Here is a 22,537-nt window from a genome sequence, read left to right as displayed (position 1 = left end):
ACGCTAAAATTATTCAGCGCTTTCTTCTTTTTGTTCTCCAACAGCTTTAACCGCATAAGCGAAGTTGCGTACTGGAGCTTGTAATACTGATAAAAGCATAGATACAAGACCATCGTGTGAAGGTAATGAACCAACAGTTTTAACTTCTTCTGCTGTAATAACATTTCCTTCCATAACGCCTGATTTAATTTCTAACGCTTCGTGTTCTTTAGCAAATCCTGCAAGTACTTTTGCTGGTGCTACTACATCTTCTTTAGAAGTTGCAATAGCTGTAGGACCTGTTAAGAAATCATTCAAACCTTCGATACCAGCTTTTTCAGCTGCACGACGTACCATAGTGTTTTTGTATACTTTATACTCAACACCAGCTTCACGTAATTGTGAACGTAGTTCAGTAACTTCAGCAACTGTTAAACCACGATAGTCAACGATTACTGTTGAAACTGAATTTGATAATACGTCAGCAATTTCATCAACTAGTTGTTTTTTAGCTTCAATGATAGCAGACATTCAGACACCTCCATTTAATATTTTTGGGTGCTTTTTTTAAAATTAAAAAAAGCACTTTCTACCCACGGCAAAAAGTGCTTGAAAGATCATAGATCATCACGTTCAAGTCAATTTTAGCCTCGGTAGGATAAATTTTAAGTTACAAATAACTCCTACTGTCTTAGGTAAAATAATCACAATATGTAATATAACTCGTTATCAACATATTGTCAACATATTTTTAAAGACTGAGAGAAAATATCTCTCAGTCTTATGTTCTTCATCTATATTATAGTTTGAAAGAAGCAGTATCTACTTTTACTCCAGGACCCATTGTTGTAGTTACAGCAACAGATTTGAAGTAAGTAGCTTTAGCAGATGATGGTTTAGCTTTAGCTAACACATCTTGTAATGCTTTAAAGTTTTCAATAAGTTGTTCATCAGTGAATGAAACTTTACCAATTGACGCATGTACAATACCAGCTTTTTCAGCACGATATTCTACTTTACCAGCTTTGATTTCTTCAACAGCTTTTTTAACGTCCATAGTAACAGTTCCAGTTTTAGGGTTAGGCATTAAACCTTTTGGTCCTAATACTCGACCTAATTTACCAACTTCACCCATCATGTCAGGTGTAGCAACAACTACATCAAAATCAAACCAACCTTGTTGGATTTTTTGAACGTATTCTGCTTCACCTACATAATCAGCACCTGCTGCTTCTGCTTCAGCAATTTTATCGCCTTTAGCAAAAACTAATACACTTTGAGATTTACCAGTACCGTTTGGTAATACTACTGCACCACGGATTTGTTGGTCATTCTTACGTGTATCAATTCCTAAACGGAAAGCAACTTCAACTGATGCGTCAAAGTTAGCAATACTTGTTTCTTTAGCTAATTTAATTGCTTCTTCAACACTATAGTGCTGAGTACGATCAACTTTACTAGCTGCTTCTTGATACTTTTTACCTTTTTTAGCCATTAATTGTTCCTCCTTTAGTGGTTTTAGCGGAATTTCCTCCCACATTCCTTGCAATAATGCAAGTCGAGAGCAGACAACAGAACATATGACCAATGTTAAACTTTATGTGTTGTATATCATTGATTATATATAATTTAAAATTATGAATTCTGTTATCTGCTTCATCTTTTAAATCTTTGTGATCAAATTTTTAAAATTCGATTTATTATTCAACAGTGATTCCCATACTACGAGCAGTACCTTCGATAATACGCATAGCTGCTTCTTCGTCTGCAGCATTTAAATCTTGCATTTTACTATTAGCAATTTCACGTACTTGATCTTTAGTTACTGAAGCAACTTTAGTTTTGTTTGGTTCACCAGAACCTTTTTCAATACCAGCTGCTTTTTTAAGTAGTACTGGAGCCGGTGGAGTTTTTGTAATGAATGTAAATGAACGATCTTCATAAACACTGATTTCTACCGGAATAATTAAACCTGCTTGATCTTGCGTACGTGCGTTGAATTCTTTACAGAATCCCATAATGTTCACACCTGCTTGACCTAATGCTGGACCAACTGGTGGTGCTGGATTTGCTTTACCTGCAGGAATTTGTAATTTAACTACTTTTTCTACTTTTTTAGCCACGATGTGCACCTCCTTGATATCGTGATGTGGTCACAGGGCTCAGTTTTGCCCTCCCACTCTAACATTTCGTGACGAAATGGACGCTCCTAAAAGCGCGACCACATTATTTTAACACTTTTTTATTTAGAAAATCAATACTAATGTTATATTTGATGATTATTAGTATTAAACTGTTAATTTTTACAGCTTTTCTACTTGATCAAATTCAACTTCTACTGGTGTTTCACGGCCAAACATATCTACTAAAACTGTCAATTTAAATTTGTCCGCTTCAACTTCTTGAACTTCTCCTACTTGATTTGCGAACGGACCAGACTTGATGCGAACTTGTTCTCCAACGTCTAATTCTACATCGATTGTTTTTTCTTTTAGACCCATTTGTTTTAGAATGAAACGAACTTCATCAGGTAATAATGGATTAGGTTTAGATCCTGCGCCTGCAGATCCTACAAATCCTGTTACTCCTGGTGTATTTCTTACTACATACCAAGATTCATCAGTCATAACTAACTCAACTAGTACATAACCAGGGAAGGTTTTTTTAACTGTCGTTTTAGCCTTACCATCTTTTACTTGAGTTTCCTCTTCTTCTGGTATGACTACTCTAAAAATCTGTTCAGTCATATTCATAGATTCTACTCTTTTTTCTAAATTCTTTTTAACTTTATTTTCATATCCTGAATATGTATGCACGGCATACCAACGCTTTGCGCCAACTTCTTCAGACATGTCTTCACTCCTCTAACCAAATAATAAATTTTTCAATGCAGTTATTCCAATATCTAAGGCATAGAAAAAGACTAAGAAGAATATCACAGTTGATACAACTATAACAGTATATTTAAATAACTCTTCTTTTGTCGGCCAACTTGTTTTTTCCATTTCAGACTTAACGCCTTTAAAGAAACTTTCTTTTTTAGCCATTTGTACTACCTCCAAATCTTTCAAACATATAACCTTGCCATAATGAATACATTTATTTCGACTCTTTATGAATTGTATGCGCATTACATTTAGGACAATATTTCTTTATACTTAATCTAACTGATGCATCTCCCTGTTTGGGAACGTGGTAATTTCTACTACCACAAACTTCACAATTTAACGGTATTTTTCTCACTATAATTCACCTTTGTTCATTATAATACCAGTATACTATACATAAAATTTATAACAACTGTCAAACTAGCTAAACAATATGTCTTCACTTTATCGTTACCATATTTATAATAACCTCTTTAACAATATGTTTTAATTTTTTGTTTACTTCTTTGTATTGCATTGTATACTTTTTTATCACTAACATTGAGTATTGTAGCAATTTCTTTAGGACTATAATATTGACATACTAGCGTCATTACTTCTTTTTCAAATATACTTAAATGTCTAAATTGCCTTTGTAGTTCTGTTAATTGTATTTTGTAGAGACAACTTAATTCTGTTTCTTTATATAGTGAATGATTACTATATTTTACTCTATATTCGTTGATTAAGCTTTCAGTCCTTCTAGTGATTGCTAAATATTTACGTAAATAATCATATTTCACTGAACTTATAACGCATTGTACATAATGATTAAATGGCTGCTTACCATTAAAATCAAACGTCTTTGTTGCTTTATAGATTCTAATGATTACCTCTTGATATAAATCCTCTTTATCACAATCGTTAATTCTCATCTTCATGATTCTACTCATAATTGTCGGATGCAATTGTTTTAATAAGTCGTTAAAGTATGTTGATGTATCTAGATGCTGTTTATCATTAGAGTTATTTGAAAATTGATATGTCACGCTTTCATACCTTTCAAGTTAAATTAAGGTTAGTTTATACGTAGACATATAAAAATTTCAAGATGACAAAAACACTACTTTTTATTATCTCCTCTGCGAATTTCTTCAAATTTGGCAAGTATGTCTGAAGATAACTGAATTCGAGTTCTTGGCTTATTTTCACTAATATCTTCCAGTGATTTACTGACATCTATCGCACTTTCTTCCAAGTCTCTCCACATTTCCCTTGAAGAAATTCTGTATGCTCCTGAACCAAAAATTGCATGTTGTTCACTCATATCACTCGTTACTACAGTAATATGCTTTGTATGTTTATCATAAAGTTCATATACATAGCGTTCTATAAAACTATCAGCAGTTTCCTTTTCTTTGGTGAAAATTGTTTTCACTCCATGATAGATATATTCTCTTTCAATACCAGATTGTTCATAGGCATCAAAGACGCAAATCACTTCATCTGTAATTACAGCACTATAGTTGGCAATAGTATCTAATAGTTGTTGGCGTGCTTCTTCCAAATTTTCTTTCGCAATAGCACTAAGTCTAGTAGATTGTCCTATCATATTGTAACCGTCTATTATCAAATAACGTTCTTTCATTATGTTGCCTCAATGTCATTTCTTTTTCTATAAACTTCATACATCATTATACTAGCTGCTACAGATGCATTTAAACTATTAACATGTCCAACCATTGGAATTTTAATATAAAAATCGCACTTATCACTTACAAGACGACTCATGCCTTGTCCTTCACTTCCAATAACAATTGCTAATGACATATCCGCTTCTAAATTACGATAATCTGTTGCATTGTTTGCTTCCGTACCTGCAACCCAAAAACCATTGTCTTTTAGTTCATCAATTGTATTAGCTAAGTTGGTTACTCTGATTACTGGAACGTGCTGAATCGCTCCGGTAGATGCTTTGGCAACTGTTTGTGTTAATGTCACTGAACGACGTTTAGGGATGATAACACCATCCACTCCTGTAGCATCAGCAGTTCTAAGGATAGACCCTAAGTTATGCGGGTCTTCTAAACCATCTAATATCAATACTGTAGATAATCCCTCTTTGTCTTTTTGCTCTTTTAAAAATTGATTGAAATCAGCATATTCATATGGTGCAATCAAAGCAGCAACACCCTGATGAGGTGCATTTGCTAAAAAATCTAATTTGGATTTTGGAACAGTTTGAACTATTATTTTTTGATCTTTTGCATTTTTTAATATCTCATTAATTTGTTGTTTTTTTATACCATCTTGGATCAATATTTTATTGATTGGATGTCCAGAGATAATCGCTTCTCTAACTGCATGTCTGCCAACAATAACTGTATCTTCCATAAAGTCACTACCTTTCGTTAACAATGTTGATTATTTTTGTTAATAATTGTTCTAGTCTTTCTTCTTGCTCTTTTAAATATAAATAACCAAGCACGGCTTCTAGAGCAGAACTCTTTCTATACGTTTGGATATCTGTATTTTTGGCTTTGGTATAACTTTTGGCGTTACGTCCTCTTTTTAAAATATCCATTTCTTCTTCTGTAAACCATTGTTCTTCAATTAATAATTCTAACGTTTGCGCTTGGCTTTTAGCAGATACATATTGTTTCGCTACCTGATGTAGCCTATTAGGTTTACTTTTTAGTTTTAAAACGATATAAGAACGAACATATTGATCCAACACTGCATCTCCCATATAGGCTAAAGTTAATGGGTTTAATAATTTAATATGATCCACTTGTTGGTTATCCACGTTTAAATCTAACCCCTTGTGGTGTGTCTTCTAATATAATATTTTGTTCTTTTAACATATCTCTAATTTTATCAGCACGTGCAAAATCTTTATTTTTCCTAGCTTGATTACGTTCTTCAATTAACTTTTCTATATCTTCATCTAGTAATAATTCTACTTTTGAATCTTTTAAAGGAATACCTAATACATCGCTGAAAATTTGATAAACCTCTTTAAATTTAGCAATTACTTTTGATGATGTCGTATTTTCTAATACATATTTGTTTGCCAATTTTGCTAAATCATACCAAGCTGTAATAGCATTTGCTGTATTAAAATCATCGTTCATCACTGTTTCAAATCGATCTAAGATAGCTTGTATTTGTTTAATATAATCATTTTGTTCTTCAATATCAGTTGCAATTTCTTGTCGCTCTTCAATTAATTGGTAGCTATTTCTAATTCTTTCTAGTCCACTGCGTGCTGCTTCAACTAGTTCTAAATTATAATTAATAGGGCTTCTATAATGTACACTAATCATGAAAAAGCGTAATACATCTGGATCTACTTCTTTAATAATGTCATGAACTAAAATGAAATTTCCTAATGATTTACTCATCTTTTCATTATCAATATTAATAAATCCATTATGCATCCAATAATTAGCAAATGGCGCATGATTATGTGCTTCTGACTGAGCAATTTCGTTTTCGTGGTGTGGGAATTGTAAATCTGATCCTCCAGCATGTATATCGATCGTTGCACCTAATTCATGAAATGCCATAACTGAACATTCAATATGCCAACCTGGTCGTCCCTCTCCAAAAGGACTGTCCCAACTAATTTCACCAGGCTTAGCTTTCTTCCACAATGTGAAATCTAAGGCGTCTTCCTTATGTTCTCCTGTGTCTATACGAGCACCTACCTTTAAATCATCGATAGATTGATGACTTAATTTGCCATATCCATCAAATTTACGAGTTCGGAAGTATACATCTCCGCCACTTTCATACGCATAACCTTGATCAACCAAATCTTTTATAAATTGTATAATATCGTCCATATGATCCATGACACGCGGATTAGATGTAGCTTTTTTAACATTTAAAGCACCTACATCTTCATAAAATGCTTCAATATATCTGTCCGCAATTTCTGGAACACTTTGATTTAGTTCTTTTGAACGATTAATAAGTTTATCGTCTACATCAGTAAAATTGGAAACATAATCTACGTCATAACCTTGGTACTCAAAATAACGTCTTACAACATCGTAATTAATTGCTGGTCTGGCATTTCCGATATGAATATAATTATATACTGTAGGTCCACAAACATACATTTTAACTTTTCCTGGTTCTATCGGTTTAAATACTTCTTTTTGACGTGTCAATGTATTATATAATGTAATCATCTTGAATCTCTCCGTTCTTCGTTTTTTCAAGTTGTCGTTCTAAATGTTTAATTTGTTCATAAATAGGATCTGGTAAATTACGATGATCAAACGTTTTACCGATACGTTTGCCATCTTGTTTAACTATATGCCCTGGTATACCTACGACTGTGGAATAGCTAGGAACAGATTGCAATACTACTGAATTGGCACCAATATTAACATTTGAATGTATTTTTATGTTACCTAGCACTTTAGATCCTGCTGCAATTAACACATTGTCACCAATATCTGGATGACGTTTACCTTTTTCTTTACCTGTTCCACCTAATGTAACACCTTGATAGATTGTAACATTATCACCTATTGTGCATGTTTCCCCTATAACTACTCCCATACCATGGTCAATAAACAGACGTTTACCAATTTTAGCACCTGGATGTATTTCAATTCCTGTAAAAAATCGTGAAATTTGGGAAATCAATCGTGCTGTTACATATTTCTTTTTATTGTAGAGCTTATGAGCAATTAAGTGACTCCAAACTGCATGTAAACCAGCATATGTAGTTATAACTTCTAATGTTGAACGTGCTGCTGGATCTTGTTCAAACACCATTTTAATATCGTCTCTCATTCTTTTTAGCAAGATGTTTACCTCCCCCGACATACTATGAATTGAACTGTTTAGTTAAGCTATGATATTAGTTTTTAAACATTTATCTTATTGCCTTCAATCTTTGATAAGTCATAATTTCTATTAATAACACTTAAACTACTTTAAAATACTTAAAATATTATTCATCTCGTGTCACGCTAGTGCTAACTATTTAAATGGCGTTAAATTCATATTGAACAGTCATAAAGATTTTTTATGACAAAAACGCCTCTAACATATTTAATTAATGTTAGAGGCGCTGCCGCACGGTTCCACTCTGAATTCAATAAAAGAAAAATTGTATATTCATACTAGAATTAGCCACACACTTATCATGATTAACAATTCTAAATTATACACAGTATCTTCTTTTATTCTCATTTTAAGTATTAAAATGTTACTTCAAAGGTGCATTCATTAATCAGTAAGTTGTACTCGCAGCAACCGTACATTCTCTGAAACATACATGATTAATTACTAATCCTTTGATTTGTATTACTTTCAAAAAGATGACTTAATTTACTCAATTTTATCTTAAATTGTTACTTTCATTTTTTCAAGTAACTATTGTTACCATTTATATGTTCTTTAATTATACGTATTTTTTTAATCGTTGCAATACTTTTTCTTTGCCTAACACTTCAATAGTATTTGGTAATTCTGGTCCATGCATTTGACCAGTTACTGCTACACGAATTGGCATAAATAATTGTTTACCTTTAATACCAGTTTCCTTTTGAACTTCTTTAATTGTTTTCTTAATATCAGCAGCTTCAAAAGGTTCTAAAGCTTCTAATTTACCATATAAATGAGACATTAATTCTGGTACTTGTTCTCCATTCATCACTTGCTGTTCTTCTTCACCAAGTTCAGGCATTTCTTGGAAGAAAATTTCTGATAATGGAACGATTTCACCTGCATAACTCATTTCTTTTTGATATAGTGCAATTAATTTACGTCCCCAAGCTAAATCCTCGTCAGATGGATTTTCAGGAATTAAATTTGCTTTAATAAGATGTGGTAAAGCCATTTGGAACACTGTTTCTGGGTCTTTTTGTTTCATATATTGATTGTTAACCCATTCTAATTTTTGTTTATCGAAGAATGCTGGTGATTTTGATAGACGTTTTTCATCAAAAATCTTTATAAATTCTTCTTTACTAAACAGTTCCTCTTCACCTTCTGGTGACCAACCTAATAATGCAATGAAGTTAAATAATGCTTCTGGTAAATATCCCAAATCACGATATTGCTCAATAAATTGTAAGATTTGGCCATCACGTTTACTTAACTTTTTACGTTCTTCATTAACAATAAGTGACATGTGTCCAAAACGTGGTGCTTCCCAGCCAAATGCTTCATAAATCATTAATTGTTTAGGTGTATTAGATATATGATCATCTCCACGAATTACATCACTAATTTCCATAAAATGGTCATCAATAGCTACAGCAAAATTATAAGTAGGGACACCATCTTTTTTAACAATAACCCAATCACCAATACCATTTGAATCGAATGATATTTCTCCTTTAACCATATCATTAAAACTGTACGTTTTATTTTGTGGTACGCGGAAACGAATTGCTGGTTGACGTCCTTCATCTTCAAATTGTTGACGTTGCTCTTCAGTTAAATGAGCATGTTGTCCACCATAACGTGGCATTTCACCACGTGCAATTTGAGCTTCACGTTCTTCTTCTAGCTCTTCTTCAGTCATATAACACTTATAAGCCTTATCTTCAGCTAACAATTGTTCAATTAATGGTTCATAAATATGTTGACGTTCAGATTGGCGATAAGGGCCATATCCTTTATCTTTATCCATTGATTCATCCCAATCAAGGCCTAACCATTTTAAATTATCAAATTGTGAAGATTCCCCATCTGTTAAATTTCTTTTTTTGTCTGTATCTTCAATACGAATAACAAAATCACCATTATAATGTTTAGCAAATAAATAGTTGAATAAAGCTGTTCTCGCGTTACCAATATGCAAATATCCAGTTGGACTAGGTGCATATCTTACTCTAATTCGTTCGCTCATCATGTTCACTCCTAAATTCTTCTTATCTAATATTAATTTTAAGTTGTGTATTCTACCATTTTTGTATGCCAATTACATCGACAAAAATCATCAAAAATGATGCTACTTTTATTAATTACATTGACTTATCATAACATAATTAATTGATTTCTATCTCGAATAATTTAATTAACTTTTGTTAAGTGATGTTAATCATTCACTATATAACAATAAAGCTCAAAATTTTCTAGAATTATTTGTTATTTATACAAATTTTAACTTTATTTTATCCGATTTTTATTAACATAACTAAAATATATTCTAGCACTATATTTTATGTTTGATAAGTCATGTGTTTATGATATTACTAATAATAAGCGGGTTTATTTCTCGATGATTAATATTGTCATTTCTAATTCGTTCTTTTAGCAAATACAATTCTTCCTGAAGATGTTTGTAATAAACTAACAACTTCTAATTGTACATATTGACCAATTAATTCTTTTGCATGATCGACAACTACCATCGTTCCATCATCTAAATACCCTACAGCTTGACCAGCTTCTTTACCCATTTTGGTTAATAGTAAATGAAGCTGATCGCCTTGATGGACATTTGGTTTAATTGCTTCCGACAAATCATTCACATTTAATGCTGTAATTCCGTTAACATGACAAACTTTATTTAAGTTAAAATCTGTTGTAATGATACTTGCATGATAATTTTTAGCTAGTTTGATTAACATTGTATCAATGTCACTGTGTGACTTTGTTGGATTAACGACCTTTGACGGATGTTCTAAATCATATAGTTTATTTAAAATATCTAAGCCTCTTTGTCCTTTTTCTCTTTTAACACTATCTGTAGAATCAGCAATAATTTGTAGTTCATTTATAACACCTTGTGGAATTAAAATAGTTCCATCCATAAAGCCACATTTTAATACATCTAAAATTCTTCCATCGATAATAGCACTGGTGTCTATAATTTTAGGACTAGCGCTTCTAGTATGTTGTGACATCGATTGTGCGATATTTTCTGGCAAGAACATTAACATTTCGTCTCTTTTTTTCAAGCCAAATTGAAAACCTAAATAACACAGTATAAAAGTAATAATAATTGGTACAAAATGATTAAAAATTGAATCGCCAATTAACTCTAAAATAAATGATATCATTACCGATATTAATAATCCGAAAATAAGACCTATTGTCGCAAATAGTATTTCAACCGCACTTCTACGTAAGATAAATTGTTCTAGTTCTTTAATAGCATCAGCGATACGTTTAATAAAGATTCCGAATAGTACGAACATGATAATGATACCTATGATGCCATCAATGTAGTGATTTTTTAAAATATGCATGCCAGATAAACCAATATCTGTAGCTATGCCTGGTATAATAATGATTCCTAAAGTACTACCGATTACAATATAAATCGCAATGACCATCAAGCGTATAAAATTCACATCAGAAACTCCTTTCCAGTTGTACTATGAATGTAGGGCAAATGATAATGCTTCATGAACCGATGTTACGCCAATAACTTGTATCCCTTCTGGAAATGACCAGCCCCCAATATTATTTTTAGGTATAATTACTCTCTTAAATCCAAGCTTCGCTGCTTCTTGTACACGTTGTTCTATACGTGAAACCCTTCTAACTTCTCCAGTCAAACCAACTTCTCCAATATAACAGTCTAAACCATCTACAGCTTTATCTTTAAAACTAGATGCTGTCGCTACAATCACGCTTAAATCAACGGCAGGTTCTGTTAATTTAACTCCGCCGGCAACTTTAATATAAGCATCTTGTTGTTGTAATAAATAGTTTTCCTTTTTTTCAAGTACTGCCATTAATAAACTAAGCCTATTATGATCTATTCCTGTTGCCATTCTTCTTGGATTATTAAAAGTCGTTGGTGTAACTAAAGCTTGAACTTCAATAAGTAATGGTCTTGTACCTTCCATTGTTGCTACTATTGTTGATCCTGGTACATTAGCTGAACGTTCTTCTAAAAACATCTCAGATGGGTTATTGACGCCTTTCAAACCACTTTGTTTCATTTCAAAAATACCCATTTCATTAGTTGAACCAAAACGATTTTTTACTGCTCGTAGAATTCTATATGCATGATGTTCATCACCTTCAAAATATAAAACGGTATCAACCATATGCTCTAATAAACGTGGACCAGCAATTTGTCCTTCTTTCGTAACATGACCAACAATGAATGTTGCAATGTTCATTTGTTTGGCAATATTCATTAAACTTTGCGTACTCTCTCTCACTTGTGAAACCGAGCCAGGTGCTGATGAAATTTCCGGATGATAAATAGTTTGAATAGAGTCTACAACTAATAAATCTGGTTGTTCTTCTTTCACTGTTTGATAAATTACTTCTAAGTCTGTTTCAGCTAAAACTTGTAATTCACTTGAATCTTCATCTAAACGATCAGCTCGTAATTTAGTTTGATTTAATGATTCCTCACCTGTTATATATAACACATTTTTCTTTTGTGATAATGATGCACAAATTTGAAGTAATAATGTTGATTTCCCAATACCAGGATCTCCTCCAATTAGTACTAGAGAACCATTAACAATACCTCCACCTAGCACGCGGTTGAATTCCGCTGATTCAGTTAATATTCTAGGCGTTGATTCATGATGAATACTATTTAATTTTTGTACTTTGCCTGCAACTTCTTTTGTTTTCACACCATGTTTGGGATTAGATGCTTTTTCAACAATTTCTTCCATTTGATTCCAACCACCACAGTTTGGACATTTACCCATCCATTTTGGTGATTGATATCCGCAAGCCATACATTCGAAAATCACTTTTTTCTTGGCCAATATTGCACCTCCACTTTCTTTTGAACACATCTATTTTATACGTACAATGTCATTCTGACAAATTTAATATCTTTATTCTTAAGTGAAAATAGTCAAAACTATGTTATTCAATTGTAATATAAATAGGTAGTTCATTTATTAGTTAACTTTATATTTTTGATAATAAAAATTCGACTTTATCTGAATAAATGTTTGTATTATTTATCAATGAATGAGGTTTAGAGAAAAAACTTTATAATAAATCATTTGCGATTAGTAATAACTGACTAGTATCATGAAATGTTAATCACATAACGTTTTATAATACTAGTCAGTCTTGCCGGAGTATAGAGATCCATCATCAAATATATATGTTATTTTGTCATTAATGTGTAAGACGAGCATCTACGAAGCAATTTGTTTTGAAACAATTATTTCTGTCCCACTCCCATTAAGAAATTATTCATTTCTACTAATATTTACTTACGCTATTACAATTCTCATTTTTAAATTGTTCGTAAAAAAACACCTTTCCTACGTGGAAAGGTGTCATCATTTATATCGAATATATTTACTAATTTACGCCTTGTTTCTATTCTGTAACTTCTTCTTTAATTGATGGTTCTTGAATATCATATTTGAATTTTTTACCATCATGATCAACAGTTACTTCTTTACCTTCTATTTTATTACCATCTAATATTAATTCACTTAGATTATCTTCGATTGTTTTTTGAATTGCTCTAATTAATGGTCTTGCACCATATTCTGGATCGTATCCTTCTTCAGCAATTTTATCTTTCGCTTTATCTGTTACTTTAATATCAATATTTTGTTCAGATAGTCTATCTGTTAATTTTTTAACCATCATTGTAACTATTTCTTTTAATTCATCTTTAGAAAGTTTATGGAAGACAATAATATCATCTACACGGTTCAAGAATTCTGGACGGAATGCATTTTTCAATTCTTTCATCATTGTTTTACGAATTGTTTCATAATCTTGACCTTCACTTGCACCACCAAATCCTGCAAAGCGTTGATCTTGTAATTCTTGAGCACCGACATTTGAAGTCATAATAATGATTGTATTTCTGAAATCTACAGTGCGCCCTTTTGTATCAGTTAAATGTCCATCATCTAATACTTGTAAAAGAATATTAAAGACATCAGGATGTGCTTTTTCAATTTCATCAAATAGAATAACTGAATATGGTTTACGTCTTACTTTTTCAGTAAGCTGACCACCATCGTCATGACCAACATAGCCTGGAGGTGCTCCAACTAATCTACTCACTGCATGTTTCTCCATAAATTCACTCATATCAACACGAATCATAGCATCATCATCACCAAACATTGATTCCGCTAATGCACGTGCTAATTCTGTTTTACCTACCCCTGTTGGTCCTAAGAAAATAAAGCTACCAATTGGACGTTTAGGATCTTTTAATCCAGCACGAGCACGTCTTACTGCTTTACTAATTGAATTAACGGCATCTTTTTGTCCAATAACTCTTTCGTGTAAAGTATCTTCTAATCCTAATAATTTTTCGGATTCTGTTTCGTTAATTTTAGTTAGTGGAATACCTGTCCATCCAACAATAACCTCAGCTATATCTTCTTCTGATAATGAAGTACTCATACCATTTTGAGTATTTTTCCATTCATTTTTTGCTTCTTCATATTGCTTTTCAAGCTTAGTTTGTTTATCACGTAAGTTTGCAGCATTTTCAAACTCTTGCGCATGTACTGCAGCATCTTTTTCGTTTTTAACTTTTTCAATTTCTTGTTCGATTTCTTTTAAGTTAGTTGGTGTCGTATGACTTTTCAATCTCACTTTCGAAGATGCTTCATCGATTAAATCAATTGCTTTATCTGGTAAAAATCTATCTGAAACATATCGATTACTTAATTTCACTGCCGCTTCTAATGCTTCATCAGAAATATTAATACGATGATGTGCTTCGTATCTATCACGTAATCCTTTAAGTATTTCTACTGTATCTTCAACTGTTGGTTCATCAACTTGAACTGGTTGGAAACGTCTTTCTAGTGCGGCATCTTTTTCAATATTTTTTCGATATTCATCTAATGTTGTTGCACCTATACATTGTAGTTCTCCACGAGCCAATGCTGGTTTTAAGATATTAGATGCATCTATTGCACCTTCTGCACCACCTGCACCAACAAGTGTGTGTAATTCATCAATGAATAGAATGACATTACCTGCTTGTTGAATTTCTTCCATAACCTTTTTCAAACGTTCTTCAAATTCACCACGATATTTCGTACCTGCAACTACAGTTCCCATATCTAATGACATAACACGTTTATCTTTTAAAGTCTCTGGAACTTCATTTTTAACTATAGCCTGAGCAAGGCCTTCTGCTATTGCAGTTTTACCTACCCCTGGTTCACCAATTAATACTGGATTGTTTTTAGTACGACGACTTAATACTTCAATTACTCTAGTAATTTCTTTATCTCTTCCAATAACTGGATCTAGTGTTCCATCTTTTGCGATAACTGTTAAGTCTCGTGCTAAACTATCTAATGTTGGCGTATTATTAGCCTTGCTAGTTTGGGCATTTTTATTATTCATTTCTGGATTACCTAGTGCTTTAACTACTTGTGCACGTGCTTTAGTAATATTTAAATCAAGGTTAGCAAATACTCTTGCTGCAACACCTTCATTTTCACGAATTAAACCAAGCAAGATATGCTCTGTTCCCACAAAATTGTGATGTAATTTTCTTGCTTCATCCATTGATAATTCAATTACTTTTTTAGCTCTAGGTGTATAATGTAATGTACCTACATGGTCTTGGCCATGACCAATTAATTTTTCAACTTCTTCAATTACTTTATCTTCTGTAATATCAAAACTTTCTAATACTTTAGCAGCTATACCTTCTGGTTCTTTCATTAAACCTAATAATAAATGTTCTGTTCCTATATTAGAATGATTCAAACGGATTGCTTCTTCTTGTGCATGTGCTAATACACGTTGCGCACGTTCTGTTAATCTACCAAATAGCATATATGAAAACCTCCTATTTTATATGTTTTCTCAATAATTCTGCTCTTTTAACTTTTATATCTATTTCTTCTTCATCATCTAATAAAAATGGAGATTGTATGCCAACCATTAATTCATTAAATTTGAAATTTTGTAATTTGATATAACTTAAATCTATACCTAACTTTACTTCACTTAATCTATATGAAGCTTCTTCCATCGATATCATTCTACAATTTTGTAAAATTCCTAAAGAACGATGTACTCTATCTTCTGTTTCTAGTTTATTATAAATATCTAATCTTTGACGAATTTGCTTTTCTTCTTGAATAATTTGATTAACAATTTCAGTCAGTGTTTCAATAATTTCTGTTTCAGATTTACCAAGCGTAAGTTGATTTGAAACTTGATACATATGGCCATATACTTGAGACCCTTCACCATATATACCTCTTATTGTATAACCAAAACGGTTAATAGTTTGTGCGATTCTAGACATTCTTTTCATTATTGATAATCCCGGTAAGTGTAACATCACACTAGCTCTCATACCTGTACCAATATTCGTAGGACATGTCGTTAAGTAGCCTAATTGTTCATCAAAACTTATATCAAGTTGTTTATCCAATTCATCATCTATCTCTGATGCTTTATTATAAAGCTCTTGTAACGCAATATCTGTTCCCATTGATTGAATACGAATATGATCTTCTTCATTTAACATGACACTTAAAGATTCATCATCGTTTACTAATACTGCTGCAGCTGGCTGTTTAATCAATTCAGGACTAACAAGATGTTTAGCTACCATTTTCATTTTACTTTGTTGATCAAGTTGATCTAAACGTAATAAATCAAATTTTGGCAAAGCGTCTTGAACTTCATTTATAACTCTAAAGCCATCTTGTTCATTTTTATACATTAGTGGATGCACATGATTATCTAAATTTCTTGCTAGCCGTATTCTTGATGACATAATGATGGGATTATCTTGGTTACTTTTCATCCATTCACTAATATTTTCATGAATATCATTAGTCATCTAATTAAACCTCACTCTCATCTTTAAGGGCTTTAATTTCATCTCTTACAATCGCTGCTTCCTCAAAGTTTTGTTCTTCAATCAATGTTGATAAATATTGATTTTTTTCTTCTATTTTTCTTTTCAATGCTAATTTTTTATATGATGATTGTGGTGTTTTTCCAACGTGCTCAAATTGACCACCTTGAACTCTACGTACAATATCATAAATATCATCTTTAAAAGTTGCAAAGCACTCTGAACAACCAAATTTACCTACATGTGCAATATCTTTTAATGTCATTTGGCAACTTGGACACCGTTTTTCTTCTCTAAACGCTATCTCTTGAAAATCAATGCCATGTTTTGTAGCTAAATGTTGCAAAATTTGTTTTACAACAAATGCTTCCTCAATATCATCTTGGTATTCTTGATCTAATGGCTGATCTTGAGATGAATTCCAAGGGTGATTACCCTGTGCACACGTTTGACAAACCCATTTTTCTTCGGTGCCGTGTTTACTTGTTACTTTTAATTTAACTTCCGCTTCATTCAGTTGGCAATTTTCACAAAGCACATAAACACCTCATTTATATAAATATTAATAATAATTAATTACTGGAAGTAATCTTTTTAAAATATTTGCTCTAATAATATCTCTTGAAACCATATCCATCGCTAATGTTTCGCGATCAATAGCTGCTTGAATCATTTTAGCTTCTCGTTCATTAATTAAAGCTTTATCCAATAAACCATCTATTATATAGTATGATTGTTGCTGTGATATAGAAGGTCCTATTAATTGTAATAAATGATTAATATAACCTGTTGCATCTTTATTTTCAATTTTTGTGATTCGAATATATCCACCACCACCACGTTTACTTTCTATCTCATAACCATGTTCATTAGTAAATCGTGTTTTAATGACATAATTTAATTGTGAAGGGACACAATCGAACCGTTGAGCAATATGTGCTCTTTGAATTTCAACGACATCTTCATTCGACTCTTCAAATAAGTGTTTGATGTATTGTTCTATGATGTCCGACATATTATGCATGTATATCACCCCTTTTTTGACCTTCTTTGACTATATTATATGACCTACTTTGACCTTTTTCAACCAATTTGTTTATATATTTTCAAAAATTTATGGTGTTAGCCTTTACAATTTATTGTATGATAGATTGTAGAAAAAATTAAAGGAATGGGGATTATATGCACATACTAATTGGTATTATAGGGATTATCTTCTTTTTAGCACTTGCGTTTTTGTTTAGCTCAGATAAAAAGAATATTCGTTGGCAATATGTTGGTATTTTACTAGTTATACAACTTGTTTTTGCATTTTTATTATTAAAAACTACTATTGGTATTTCGGTTATTGGTGGTATTTCTAGCGGGTTTAATTACTTGTTATTAAAAGCTGCAGATGGCGTTAATTTCGTTTTTGGTGGATTTAAATTTGTCAAAGCAGATCAACCTCCATTTTTCTTGAGCGTTTTAATGCCGATTGTATTCATTTCAGCAATTATAGGTATTTTGCAATATACAAGGATTCTACCATTGTTAATTAATGTATTAGGATTTTTAATTTCTAAAATAAATGGTATGGGCCGTTTAGAATCATATAATGCTGTAGCCGCAGCTATTTTAGGTCAATCTGAAGTATTTATTTCATTAAAAAAACAATTACCATACATACCTAAGCAACGTTTATACACATTAACTGCTTCTGCCATGTCTACTGTATCTGCTTCAATTATTGGTGCTTATTTCACTTTAATTGAACCAAAATACGTTGTTACTGCAGTCGTACTTAACTTATTTGGTGGTTTCGTCGTCGCTTCAATTATCAATCCATATAGAGTTAATGAAGAAGATGATAAGTTATTAGTAGATGAAGGAGAAACTAAAAATCAATCCTTCTTCGAAATGTTGGGAGAATATATTTTAGATGGATTCAAAGTTGCAGTGATTGTTGGTGCCATGTTAATTGGTTATATTGCAATTATTGCATTATTAAACGGAATCGTTAGTGGTATATTCAGTCTAGCATCTGGTGGTCAAATTTCTTGGGATTTCCAAACATTAATTGGTTTTGTCTTTGCTCCATTTGCATTTTTAGTTGGTGTTCCATGGAATGAAGCTGTACAAGCAGGATCTGTAATGGCTACTAAATTGCTTTCTAATGAATTTGTTGCTATGCAAGCGCTTGGCAAATTAGATGGTATTACTGAACATGCTAAAGGTGTTACATCTGTATTTCTAGTATCTTTCGCGAACTTCAGTTCTATCGGTATCATCTCTGGTGCAATTAAATCACTTAATGATAAAAAAGGTGATATGGTAGCTCGCTTTGGTTTAAAATTATTATTTGGTGCTACACTTGTATCATTCATTTCCGCAGCAATTGCTGGTTTCTTCATTTAACTTATAAAGAAAAACACCCATTTATGATGGTTACTGATTTGTTGAACTATGATTTAACAATTCAATACCATTATATTTTGGGTGTTCTTTTTAATCATCTTTATACTTATCTATACGCCACTATGATTTCTTTACCTAAATTATCTATAAATTACTATTAATAACGTTTAATTAATGTGTTTCTTTAATTATTTTATTAATAAAATAATCAGTCACCCTATAATCATCTGTTAGTTCAGGATGAAATGATACACCTAAGTATTTATCTTGCTTTACAGCTACAATTTTATCATTAACTGTAGACAACACTTCTACATTTTCTCCAACTTTAGCAATATGTGGAGCTCGAATGAATACTCCTTCTATATCGTTAGCTATTTCTTTTATCTCTAGTTCAGTTTCAAAGCTATCCACTTGTCTGCCAAATGAATTACGCTCTACTGTTATGTTCAATTTATTTAAATATCCGGTTTCTCCAACAATATCTTGTGCTAATACAATTAATCCAGCACAAGTGCCAAACATTGGTAATGATGATTGTTGTAACGCTTCCTTAAAACCATATAAATTCATTAAACGTCTCAATGTTGTTGATTCTCCACCAGGAAGAATTAAACCTTCAATTTCATTTAATTGCTCAACTCTTTTTACGGTTACGCCTTCATGACCACTTAATTCAATATGTCGAATATGCTCACGAACGGCACCTTGTAATGCTAATACACCTATTTTCATAACCTTACCAACCACGCTCTTGCATACGCTCTTCTAATGATAATTGATTTATGTCTAGGCCTTTCATTGCAGTACCTAATTCACTTGCCAATTTACCTATTAATTCATAATCTTGATAATGCGTCGTTGCTTGTACGATTGCTTTTGCAAATTTCTCAGGATCTTCTGATTTGAAAATACCAGACCCAACAAATACACCATCAGCTCCAAGTTCCATCATTAAAGCTGCATCTTGAGGTGTTGCTACTCCACCTGCCGCAAAGTTAACTACTGGTAAACGACCATTATCTTTAATTTGTTTTAAAATTTCATACGGTGCACCAATATCTTTAGCAAATGTCATAATTTCATCATCATTCATAACAGTTAAACGACTTACTTCAGCATTAACTTGTCTCATATGTCTGACAGCTTCTACTATATTTCCTGTTCCAGGTTCACCTTTAGTACGTAACATTGCCGCACCTTCTCCAATTCTTCTTGCAGCCTCACCTAAATTACGACAGCCACATACAAATGGAACAGTAAACTGGTCTTTTCTTAAATGATATTCTTCATCAGCAGGTGTTAAAACTTCTGATTCATCTATATAATCTACTCCCATTGATTCTAAAACACGGGCTTCAGTAATATGTCCAATACGTGCTTTAGCCATTACAGGGATTGACACTGCATTCATTACTTCTTCAACTATTTTAGGATTAGCCATACGTGCAACTCCACCAGCTGCTCTGATATCTGAAGGAACCCTTTCTAATGCCATTACAGCGACTGCTCCTGCTTCTTCAGCAATTCTAGCTTGTTCAGCGTTAACTACGTCCATAATAACGCCGCCTTTCTGCATTTCAGCCATACCACGTTTTACTCGTTCAGAACCAATAATTTTACTCATAGATATTTCACTCCTATATCATTTGATTAAATTTATTTTAAAATATAAACTGATATTTAAACAGGTACAAAATGAAACAAAATAAAGGGGTCAGATTAATAATGAAATCTACTTTGTATATTGAACTATACGAAAAACTAAAAAAGCAAATTATAGAAGGACAATTTAATGCTAATGATAAATTTTACTCAAAAAGACAACTTGGAAATCATCTTTCAGTAAGTCAAACAACAATAGAACATGCATATCATCTTTTACAAGATGAAGGATATATATATTCTAAACCTAGGTCTGGATACTTTGTCTCTGATATTGAGTCTTTGCCTGTGTTAAATAATTATAATTATGAAAAGTTATCTGTTGCTGATAGTATAAATGAAAATAATTCGTCTACAGAAAATGAATATTCATTTAAACTAGCTCAAATTGATACTAAATATTTTCCAATTGATCTGTTCAGAAAATATTCGAAAGAGGTATTTGATGCTAATAACTTAATTTTTTTGCAACGTGGAGATATTCAAGGAGAAGTGGAGTTACGTCAACAAATATCACAATATCTATTTAATAGTCGGGGAGTAACCTGCCATCCAAATCAAATAATCATTGGCTCATCAACAGAACAATTGCTCAATTTATTAGTCACTTTACTTAATGATTCTTCATTTATAATAGAAAAACCTAGTTATCCACCTATAAAATTTGTCTTAGATAAACAACATGTCAGTTATGATCAAATCAAAGTCGAAAAAAATGGAATTAACATTGATGAAGTCATTAAATCTAATAAAAACATTGTTTATATAACACCTTCTCATCAATTTCCAACAGGTTTTATTATGGATTTAAAAAAAAGAACGCAACTCATCAACTGGGCACAAGAAAATGAAAATAGATACATAATAGAAGATGACTATGATTCAGAATTTAGGTATTATGGTAAGCCTATTCCAGCATTACAAAGTTTAGATTCAAAAGAAAAAGTAATATATATAAGTACATTTTCAAAGTCAATTTTCCCAAGTTGTAGAATTGCTTATTTAGTACTTCCTTCAAAACTACTTCATCGTTATTATAATCAACAGCACAAAGAAACAAATACTGTTCCAGTTCATATGCAAAAAATAGTCTCTCTTTTCATGGAAAGTGGTAGTTTTAATAGACATTTAAACAGAATGAGGAAAGTTTATAGAAATAAGTTATCTTTTATACTTAATGAATTAAAACCTTATAAAGATCAATTAACTATAGAAGGTGCAGAAACAGGTATGCATTTCAATATCACTGTTACAAATGGATTAACATTGAAAGAATGTCTAGATAGAGCTTCGACAGAGAAATTAGAATTACAAGTTTATAATTATGAAGAAATTGATGATTATAATAAATCACCTAAATTTATACTTGGTTTTGGAGGAATAAATGAAGATAAATTAAAAGCGCATACTGATGCATTAATTAGAGCATTAATTATATAGTAACACTTCTTTGAAAAAAGTTAGTGTTACTTATACAATAGCTTGTCTATTGTACAATAATTAAATTGCTTTAAAAAATATACATTTTATTTACTAATAGTGTCGCGTTTTTTCAATACTAACATGATGTATTTAGACATAAAAAAAGAGACCTTACGGTCTCAATGTGGCTCATCGCATCCATTTTTATTGCCTGGCAACGTCCTACTCTAGCGGAACGTAGTCTGCTACCATCGGCGCTAAGAAGCTTTCTTGACTTGAGACAACCGCTCGCATCTTTCCTCATTGACGTCTCTCTCTGACTCCTTTAGCTCGTCTAAAGTCGTGACGTTCGTTCCTTATTTCGTCAGCTTCAAACGCTTGCTCTGCATCAAGTCCTGATATACCTTCATGACTTTTAGGCATAAAA

General features: G+C 32.1%; 24 protein-coding genes and 1 other annotated feature. Of the genes, 2 read left to right on the top strand and 22 right to left on the bottom strand.

What is annotated here, in order from left to right; all coding sequences use genetic code 11:
• Positions 1-9 precede the first annotated feature (9 nt).
• The 19 genes from rplJ to J3R86_RS02105 all read right to left on the bottom strand — a co-directional run bounded on the left by rplJ (position 10) and on the right by J3R86_RS02105 (position 17,650).
• The gene (gene rplJ, locus J3R86_RS02195) at positions 10-510 is read right to left on the bottom strand and encodes a 50S ribosomal protein L10 (protein ID WP_002465105.1); all 501 of its coding nucleotides are present in this window, start codon (positions 508-510) and stop codon (positions 10-12) included.
• Between the two features lie 36 nt (positions 511-546).
• Positions 547-693: a sequence feature (ribosomal protein L10 leader region), on the bottom strand.
• An 85-nt stretch (positions 694-778) separates the two neighbouring features.
• Positions 779-1,474 (bottom strand): 50S ribosomal protein L1, encoded by a 696-nt coding sequence (gene rplA, locus J3R86_RS02190; RefSeq protein ID WP_207517861.1) that lies wholly within the window; start codon positions 1,472-1,474, stop codon positions 779-781.
• 205 nt (positions 1,475-1,679) lie between these two features.
• Positions 1,680-2,102 (bottom strand): 50S ribosomal protein L11, encoded by a 423-nt coding sequence (gene rplK, locus J3R86_RS02185; protein WP_207517860.1) that lies wholly within the window; start codon positions 2,100-2,102, stop codon positions 1,680-1,682.
• A gap of 180 nt (positions 2,103-2,282) precedes the next feature.
• A complete protein-coding gene (gene nusG / locus J3R86_RS02180; RefSeq protein ID WP_207517859.1) occupies positions 2,283-2,831 on the bottom strand; it encodes a transcription termination/antitermination protein NusG in 549 nt (182 codons plus the stop codon).
• A gap of 12 nt (positions 2,832-2,843) precedes the next feature.
• Entirely contained in the window at positions 2,844-3,026 is a 183-nt protein-coding gene (secE, locus tag J3R86_RS02175; RefSeq protein ID WP_002465109.1) for a preprotein translocase subunit SecE, read from the bottom strand.
• 52 nt (positions 3,027-3,078) lie between these two features.
• Positions 3,079-3,222, bottom strand: a complete 144-nt coding sequence (gene rpmG / locus J3R86_RS02170; protein WP_002465110.1) for a 50S ribosomal protein L33 — start codon at positions 3,220-3,222, stop codon at positions 3,079-3,081.
• A 118-nt stretch (positions 3,223-3,340) separates the two neighbouring features.
• On the bottom strand, positions 3,341-3,895 hold the full coding sequence (locus J3R86_RS02165) for a sigma-70 family RNA polymerase sigma factor (protein WP_207517858.1): 555 nt from the start codon (positions 3,893-3,895) through the stop codon (positions 3,341-3,343).
• Between the two features lie 74 nt (positions 3,896-3,969).
• The gene (locus J3R86_RS02160) at positions 3,970-4,494 is read right to left on the bottom strand and encodes an NYN domain-containing protein (RefSeq protein ID WP_207517857.1); all 525 of its coding nucleotides are present in this window, start codon (positions 4,492-4,494) and stop codon (positions 3,970-3,972) included.
• Positions 4,494-5,240 (bottom strand): 23S rRNA (guanosine(2251)-2'-O)-methyltransferase RlmB, encoded by a 747-nt coding sequence (gene rlmB, locus J3R86_RS02155; protein WP_207517856.1) that lies wholly within the window; start codon positions 5,238-5,240, stop codon positions 4,494-4,496. Before rlmB ends, J3R86_RS02160 begins: the two co-directional genes overlap by 1 nt.
• Before the next feature lie 7 nt (positions 5,241-5,247).
• Positions 5,248-5,652 carry a Mini-ribonuclease 3 gene (locus tag J3R86_RS02150; protein ID WP_207517855.1) on the bottom strand — a complete coding sequence of 135 codons (405 nt, stop codon included), beginning with the start codon at positions 5,650-5,652 and terminating at the stop codon, positions 5,248-5,250.
• On the bottom strand, positions 5,645-7,045 hold the full coding sequence (gene cysS, locus J3R86_RS02145; RefSeq protein ID WP_207517854.1) for a cysteine--tRNA ligase: 1,401 nt from the start codon (positions 7,043-7,045) through the stop codon (positions 5,645-5,647). The genes J3R86_RS02150 and cysS overlap by 8 nt, the downstream gene beginning before the upstream one ends.
• Entirely contained in the window at positions 7,029-7,691 is a 663-nt protein-coding gene (gene cysE, locus J3R86_RS02140) for a serine O-acetyltransferase (protein ID WP_207517853.1), read from the bottom strand. The genes cysS and cysE overlap by 17 nt, the downstream gene beginning before the upstream one ends.
• 580 nt (positions 7,692-8,271) lie before the next feature.
• Positions 8,272-9,726 (bottom strand): glutamate--tRNA ligase, encoded by a 1,455-nt coding sequence (gene gltX, locus J3R86_RS02135; protein ID WP_207517852.1) that lies wholly within the window; start codon positions 9,724-9,726, stop codon positions 8,272-8,274.
• A gap of 391 nt (positions 9,727-10,117) precedes the next feature.
• The gene (locus J3R86_RS02130) at positions 10,118-11,176 is read right to left on the bottom strand and encodes a PIN/TRAM domain-containing protein (RefSeq protein ID WP_207517851.1); all 1,059 of its coding nucleotides are present in this window, start codon (positions 11,174-11,176) and stop codon (positions 10,118-10,120) included.
• A gap of 24 nt (positions 11,177-11,200) precedes the next feature.
• Positions 11,201-12,565: a DNA repair protein RadA gene (gene radA / locus J3R86_RS02125; protein ID WP_207517850.1), complete on the bottom strand. Its 1,365-nt coding sequence runs from the start codon at positions 12,563-12,565 to the stop codon at positions 11,201-11,203.
• Between the two features lie 571 nt (positions 12,566-13,136).
• Positions 13,137-15,587 (bottom strand): ATP-dependent Clp protease ATP-binding subunit, encoded by a 2,451-nt coding sequence (locus tag J3R86_RS02120; RefSeq protein ID WP_207517849.1) that lies wholly within the window; start codon positions 15,585-15,587, stop codon positions 13,137-13,139.
• Positions 15,588-15,600: 13 nt separating this feature from the next.
• Positions 15,601-16,608, bottom strand: a complete 1,008-nt coding sequence (locus tag J3R86_RS02115) for a protein arginine kinase (protein ID WP_207517848.1) — start codon at positions 16,606-16,608, stop codon at positions 15,601-15,603.
• 4 nt (positions 16,609-16,612) lie between these two features.
• Positions 16,613-17,164 carry a UvrB/UvrC motif-containing protein gene (locus J3R86_RS02110; RefSeq protein WP_207517847.1) on the bottom strand — a complete coding sequence of 184 codons (552 nt, stop codon included), beginning with the start codon at positions 17,162-17,164 and terminating at the stop codon, positions 16,613-16,615.
• A gap of 24 nt (positions 17,165-17,188) precedes the next feature.
• The gene (locus J3R86_RS02105) at positions 17,189-17,650 is read right to left on the bottom strand and encodes a CtsR family transcriptional regulator (RefSeq protein WP_207517846.1); all 462 of its coding nucleotides are present in this window, start codon (positions 17,648-17,650) and stop codon (positions 17,189-17,191) included.
• 158 nt (positions 17,651-17,808) lie between these two features.
• Between J3R86_RS02105 and J3R86_RS02100 the strand changes: the two genes are divergently transcribed.
• A complete protein-coding gene (locus J3R86_RS02100; RefSeq protein ID WP_207517845.1) occupies positions 17,809-19,023 on the top strand; it encodes a NupC/NupG family nucleoside CNT transporter in 1,215 nt (404 codons plus the stop codon).
• 171 nt (positions 19,024-19,194) lie between these two features.
• Here the strand turns inward: J3R86_RS02100 and pdxT are convergent, their stop codons facing one another.
• Both pdxT and pdxS read right to left on the bottom strand, forming a co-directional pair.
• The gene (gene pdxT / locus J3R86_RS02095; protein WP_207517844.1) at positions 19,195-19,758 is read right to left on the bottom strand and encodes a pyridoxal 5'-phosphate synthase glutaminase subunit PdxT; all 564 of its coding nucleotides are present in this window, start codon (positions 19,756-19,758) and stop codon (positions 19,195-19,197) included.
• A gap of 4 nt (positions 19,759-19,762) precedes the next feature.
• The gene (gene pdxS / locus J3R86_RS02090; protein ID WP_207517843.1) at positions 19,763-20,650 is read right to left on the bottom strand and encodes a pyridoxal 5'-phosphate synthase lyase subunit PdxS; all 888 of its coding nucleotides are present in this window, start codon (positions 20,648-20,650) and stop codon (positions 19,763-19,765) included.
• A gap of 101 nt (positions 20,651-20,751) precedes the next feature.
• Here pdxS and J3R86_RS02085 point away from each other — a divergent pair, with 101 nt between their 5' ends.
• Positions 20,752-22,128, top strand: coding sequence for a MocR-like pyridoxine biosynthesis transcription factor PdxR (locus tag J3R86_RS02085; RefSeq protein ID WP_207517842.1), 1,377 nt, complete (start codon positions 20,752-20,754; stop codon positions 22,126-22,128).
• Positions 22,129-22,410: 282 nt separating this feature from the next.
• On the opposite strand, the gene J3R86_RS12215 is transcribed toward J3R86_RS02085, so the two are convergent.
• Complete coding sequence (locus tag J3R86_RS12215; RefSeq protein WP_278249686.1) at positions 22,411-22,533, bottom strand: hypothetical protein; 123 nt, start codon at positions 22,531-22,533, stop codon at positions 22,411-22,413.
• Positions 22,534-22,537: the final 4 nt, after the last annotated feature.

The organism is Staphylococcus simiae (genome assembly GCF_017357005.1).
Classification (GTDB): Bacteria; Bacillota; Bacilli; order Staphylococcales; family Staphylococcaceae; genus Staphylococcus; species Staphylococcus simiae_A.
The sequence above is the reverse complement of the archived record's forward strand: the minus strand, read 5'-3'. Positions and strand labels throughout refer to the sequence as shown.

What these genes read in the sequence shown, in the direction of transcription:
- rplJ (WP_002465105.1), bottom strand. Translation starts at nt 510, where the DNA reads ATGTCTGCTATCATTGAAGCTAAAAAACAACTAGTTGATGAAATTGCT.
- rplA (WP_207517861.1), bottom strand. Translation starts at nt 1,474, where the DNA reads ATGGCTAAAAAAGGTAAAAAGTATCAAGAAGCAGCTAGTAAAGTTGAT.
- nusG (WP_207517859.1), bottom strand. Translation starts at nt 2,831, where the DNA reads ATGTCTGAAGAAGTTGGCGCAAAGCGTTGGTATGCCGTGCATACATAT.
- secE (WP_002465109.1), bottom strand. Translation starts at nt 3,026, where the DNA reads ATGGCTAAAAAAGAAAGTTTCTTTAAAGGCGTTAAGTCTGAAATGGAA.
- J3R86_RS02160 (WP_207517857.1), bottom strand. Translation starts at nt 4,494, where the DNA reads ATGAAAGAACGTTATTTGATAATAGACGGTTACAATATGATAGGACAA.
- rlmB (WP_207517856.1), bottom strand. Translation starts at nt 5,240, where the DNA reads ATGGAAGATACAGTTATTGTTGGCAGACATGCAGTTAGAGAAGCGATT.
- cysS (WP_207517854.1), bottom strand. Translation starts at nt 7,045, where the DNA reads ATGATTACATTATATAATACATTGACACGTCAAAAAGAAGTATTTAAA.
- cysE (WP_207517853.1), bottom strand. Translation starts at nt 7,691, where the DNA reads ATGTCGGGGGAGGTAAACATCTTGCTAAAAAGAATGAGAGACGATATT.
- gltX (WP_207517852.1), bottom strand. Translation starts at nt 9,726, where the DNA reads ATGAGCGAACGAATTAGAGTAAGATATGCACCTAGTCCAACTGGATAT.
- J3R86_RS02120 (WP_207517849.1), bottom strand. Translation starts at nt 15,587, where the DNA reads ATGCTATTTGGTAGATTAACAGAACGTGCGCAACGTGTATTAGCACAT.
- J3R86_RS02115 (WP_207517848.1), bottom strand. Translation starts at nt 16,608, where the DNA reads ATGACTAATGATATTCATGAAAATATTAGTGAATGGATGAAAAGTAAC.
- J3R86_RS02105 (WP_207517846.1), bottom strand. Translation starts at nt 17,650, where the DNA reads ATGCATAATATGTCGGACATCATAGAACAATACATCAAACACTTATTT.
- J3R86_RS02100 (WP_207517845.1), top strand. Translation starts at nt 17,809, where the DNA reads ATGCACATACTAATTGGTATTATAGGGATTATCTTCTTTTTAGCACTT.
- pdxT (WP_207517844.1), bottom strand. Translation starts at nt 19,758, where the DNA reads ATGAAAATAGGTGTATTAGCATTACAAGGTGCCGTTCGTGAGCATATT.
- pdxS (WP_207517843.1), bottom strand. Translation starts at nt 20,650, where the DNA reads ATGAGTAAAATTATTGGTTCTGAACGAGTAAAACGTGGTATGGCTGAA.
- J3R86_RS02085 (WP_207517842.1), top strand. Translation starts at nt 20,752, where the DNA reads ATGAAATCTACTTTGTATATTGAACTATACGAAAAACTAAAAAAGCAA.
- J3R86_RS12215 (WP_278249686.1), bottom strand. Translation starts at nt 22,533, where the DNA reads ATGCCTAAAAGTCATGAAGGTATATCAGGACTTGATGCAGAGCAAGCG.